5 protein-coding genes are annotated in these 4,023 nt (G+C 73.3%); 2 read left to right on the top strand and 3 right to left on the bottom strand.

Annotated elements, in window-relative coordinates:
* Positions 1 to 1,384 (bottom strand): DEAD/DEAH box helicase (locus QM626_RS02580; protein ID WP_415073660.1); only part of this gene is annotated, 1,384 nt, incomplete at its 3' end.
* A gap of 154 nt (positions 1,385 to 1,538) precedes the next feature.
* Between QM626_RS02580 and QM626_RS02585 the strand changes: the two genes are divergently transcribed.
* On the top strand, positions 1,539 to 2,237 hold the full coding sequence (locus QM626_RS02585; RefSeq protein ID WP_415073668.1) for a ferritin-like fold-containing protein: 699 nt from the start codon (positions 1,539 to 1,541) through the stop codon (positions 2,235 to 2,237).
* Positions 2,238 to 2,243: 6 nt separating this feature from the next.
* On the opposite strand, the gene QM626_RS02590 is transcribed toward QM626_RS02585, so the two are convergent.
* Positions 2,244 to 2,534, bottom strand: a complete 291-nt coding sequence (locus tag QM626_RS02590; protein ID WP_415073662.1) for a hypothetical protein — start codon at positions 2,532 to 2,534, stop codon at positions 2,244 to 2,246.
* Positions 2,535 to 2,546: 12 nt separating this feature from the next.
* Positions 2,547 to 2,771 (bottom strand): DUF3107 domain-containing protein, encoded by a 225-nt coding sequence (locus tag QM626_RS02595; RefSeq protein WP_415073664.1) that lies wholly within the window; start codon positions 2,769 to 2,771, stop codon positions 2,547 to 2,549.
* Positions 2,772 to 3,064: 293 nt separating this feature from the next.
* On the opposite strand from QM626_RS02595, the gene QM626_RS02600 reads away from it, so the two are divergent.
* Positions 3,065 to 4,023, top strand: a 959-nt coding sequence (locus QM626_RS02600) for a UvrD-helicase domain-containing protein (protein WP_415073666.1), incomplete at its 3' end; no start/stop codon positions are given.

Genomic DNA, 4,023 nt, shown 5'->3' on the forward strand with positions numbered 1-4,023 from the left:
CGTTGGAGCGGCGCCGCCGGCGGCGGCGTGCCGGGGCGGGCTTGCCGTCCTGATGCTGTGCGCCGCCGCCGTCGTGCGTGCCGGTGCCCTCGGCCGGAGTCGTCGCGGTGGCGGAGCCGCCGTTGCCGCGCCGGCGTCGACGCGGACCGCGCGCATCCGCGCCCTCCGTCTCGGTCTTCACGGCGGCCGTCTTGGGTGCCGTCGCGATGCGGCCCTTCGTGCCGGCCGGGATGTCCAGGTCGGTGTAGAGGTGCGGGCTGGACGAGTAGGTCTCGATCGGCTCCGGCTGCCCGAAGTCGAGCGCGCGGTTGATGAGCGCCCACTTGTGCAGGTCGTCCCAGTCGACGAAGGTCACCGCGATGCCGGTCTTGCCGGCGCGGCCGGTGCGGCCGGCCCGGTGCAGGTAGGTCTTCTCGTCGTCGGGGATGGTGTGGTTGATGACGTGGGTGACGTCGTCGACGTCGATGCCGCGGGCGGCCACGTCGGTCGCGATCAGCACGTCCTTCTTGCCGGCCTTGAAGCCGGCCATCGACCGCTCGCGCGCCTCCTGGCTCATGTCGCCGTGCACGGCGCCGGCGTTGAAGCCGCGGTCGTTGAGCTCGTCGACGAGCTTCTGCGCGGCGCGCTTGGTGCGGGTGAACACGACGGTCTTGCCGCGTCCGGAGGCCTGCAGGATGCGGGCGATCACCTCGTCCTTGTCGAGCGAGTGGGCGCGGTAGACGAGGTGCTTGATGTTGGCCTGCGTGAGGCCCTCGTCCGGGTCGTTGGCGCGGATGTGGATCGGGTTCGACATGAACCGGCGGGCGAGCGCCACGATGGGGCCGGGCATGGTCGCCGAGAACAGCTGCGTGTGACGGAGGGCCGGCACCTTCGAGAAGATCTTCTCGATGTCGGGCAGGAAGCCGAGATCGAGCATCTTGTCGGCCTCGTCGAGGACCACCTCCCTCGCGTGGGAGAGGTCGAGCAGTCGCTGGTTGGCCAGGTCGATGAGCCGGCCGGGCGTGCCCACCACGATCTGCGCGCCGGCCTGCAGCTGCTCGATCTGGCCCTCGTACGCCTTCCCGCCGTAGATGGCGACGACGCTCGTGGAGCGGCCCTCGGTGAGCAGGTCCATGTCCTCGTACACCTGCACCGCGAGCTCGCGCGTGGGGACCACGATCAGCGCCTTGACGCCGTGCTCCGGGTCGGGGCCGAGACGCTGCACGACCGGGATGCCGAAGCCGAAGGTCTTGCCGGTGCCGGTCTTGGCCTGCCCGATGATGTCCTGGCCCGGCAGGGACAGCGGGATCGTCTGCTCCTGGATCGGGAAGGCATCCACGATGCCCTTTGCCCCGAGGGCCGCCACGATGTCCTGGTCGACGCCGAGGTCGGCGAAGGTCGTCACGATATGCACCTGTCTGATGAAGCGCGGCTGCTGCCGCGAGAGCGGTCCACGCCCTCGTTCGTCGGCCAGGCGCGGCGGCCCCGATCCTGCGCCGGGGCGGTGTCCACGATACCCGAGCACTAGGGTTTACCGCGTGTGGACGTGGGTGGAGCGGATGCTGGGACGGGCCCGGCCGGCGGGGCGCGCGCTGCGACTCCGCTCGCGCGCCGAGGTCGAGGCGACGCCGAAGGTCGGCTTCGAGGAGCTCGCGCCGGAGGCGGGAGTGTTCCTCGGCCAGGTCGCCTACCTGCAGCTCGGCTACTTCGAGACGCTCAGCGAGCTGATCGCCGCGACGCCCGACTTCCTGCGCAAGGAGGCGATCTCGCGGGCGGCGGGCGCGGCGCTGCTCAAGCACCGCGAGCTCGTGCTGCTCATCCGTGAGCGCGGCGAGGACCCCACCCTCACCATGCTGCCGTTCCGGGAGCCGCTGGACGCGTTCCGTGTCGCGACACGCGGGGTGCGGCCGCCGGAGACGATGCTGTCGGTGCACATCACCGCGGGCCTGCTCGACGACTTCTCGCTCGCGCTGTCCGAGGGCTACGGCGAGACGGGGCGGCGCGTGGCCCGCATCCTCGGGGCCGACACGGATCGCGAGGCGCTCATCGGCATCCTGTCCGAGACGATCGCCGCGGACGAGGAGTGGGCGTCGCTGCTGGCGCTGTGGGGGCGGCGCCTGGTGGGCGACACGCTCCTCGTGGCCCGGTCGGTGCTGCGGGAGTCGGCGCCGGCCGCCGTGGAGCGCGTCGAGCCGGTGTTCACGCAGCTGATGGCCGCGCACGCGGAGCGGATGGCCGGGCTCGGCCTGGCACCGTGAGAGCCCTCAGCTCAGCCGCAGGCGCTCGCGCACACGGGCGTCGCGCCGGGAACGGACCCGCGTCACGATCGAACCCACCGGCACGACGACGATCGCCGGGACGACGATCGACAGCAGCCAGATCCACGGGTCGGTCGTCGTCGCCCCCACCCAGGTCAGGCCGAGCCAGACGAGGCCGCCGACGATCGCGCCGACGCCGGGCAGCAGGACGACGCCGCGGGTGTCGCGGCCGGGCAGCGCGAAGTGCGCGATCAGCCCGAGAGCGACGCCGAAGATGAAGGCGAGCAGGATGTCCACGTCCGGCTCCGCTCAGGCGACGAAGCCGACGCGGCGGGTCTCTTCGGTGCCGAGCTCGACATAGGCCAGGCCCGCCGTCGGGACGACGTAGGAGGTGCCCTTGACGTCGGTGAACGTGATGAACGGGGCACCGCCCCCGAGCGCGTCGGCCACGGCCTTCTTCACGGCATCGGCGGTCTCGCCGGTCTCGAAGTTGAGCTCGCGGCCGGTGTTCGCGATGCCGATGCGGATCTCCACGGGACTGCCCTCCTGGCCGGGCGCTCGCCCGCGACCACGAAGACTCTACGGCACCTCCGGCGCGGGGCCGGGCGGTGCACGCTGTGGGCGAACGCCCCTTCGCCGCGTTCGCGTCATCATTGGCGGATGCCGTCGAGTGCGTGGTCGATCGACGATCTGCTCGATGGGCGGCTCGTGCTCTGTGCCTGCTTCGCGCACCCTCAGCAGGCTCGCCACGCTGGCAGTGTCACACGCGGCGTAGGCGGTCCGTGTCCCGGCCGCGGTGTCGGGACCCGCAGGTAGCGTGTCTCGACGTGACAGCTCTGGATGCCGATCAGGCCGCGGTGCGCGCGCTGGCGCCCGGCGTGTCCGGCGTCGTCGTCGGCGGCCCCGGCAGCGGGAAGACGTTCGTGTTGCGGCGGCGGCTCGCGCATCTGGTCGCGATGGCGGACGACGCCGACGCGGTGCTGGTGCTCACGCCGTCCCGCCCGACCGCCACGGCGCTGCGCGACGTGCTCGCGCTCGAGGTGGGTCGCGCCACCGCGGGGCCGCTGGCCCGCTCGCTGCCCTCGTTCGCCTACGGCATCGTGCGCGCGGCGGAGGTGCGTCGCGGCGGGGAGCCGCCGCAGCTGCTCACCGGCGGCGACGAGGACCAGCTGATCCACGACCTGCTCGCGGGCGACGCGATCGACGAGACGCTCGGCCGGAGCCGGTGGCCGGCGAGCCTGTCCGCGCCGGTGCGGGCGACGGCCGGGTTCCGCGCCGAGCTGCGGGCGCTGCTCGCGGAGTGCGCGGCCCTCGGCATCGGTCCCGCCGACCTGCGGGCGCGTGCAGACGTCGAGGGGCGTGACGCGTGGGCGTCGGCGGCGTCCTTCGCCGCCGACTACGCGGATGTGCGGGACCGCATGCGGGGCGCGTTCCGCGATGCGGTCACGCTTCTGCGCGAGGCGGCGGCGCTCGTCCGCCGACCGGGCGCCGGCGCGCTGCTGCCGGCGGGCCTGCAAGCGATCCTGGTCGACGACGCGCAGGAGCTGACGGTCGGCGGGGTCGACCTGCTCGTGGCGCTGCACGAGCGCGGCATCCCCGTGCTCGCGTTCGGCGACCCCGACATCGGCTCCGGCGCATTCCGGGGAGCGAGCCCGGAGCACTTCGCCGCGCTCGCGCACCGGCTCGGCACCGCGGGCGTGCTGACCGGCGCGCATCGCGGCACGCCGTTCGCACGGGACGCCGTGCGCCGGGTGGTCGAGCGCGTCGGCGCCGCCGGCGTGGTCGC

It is taken from the genome of Microbacterium sp., from assembly GCF_047606385.1.
GTDB lineage: Bacteria > Actinomycetota > Actinomycetes > Actinomycetales > Microbacteriaceae > Microbacterium.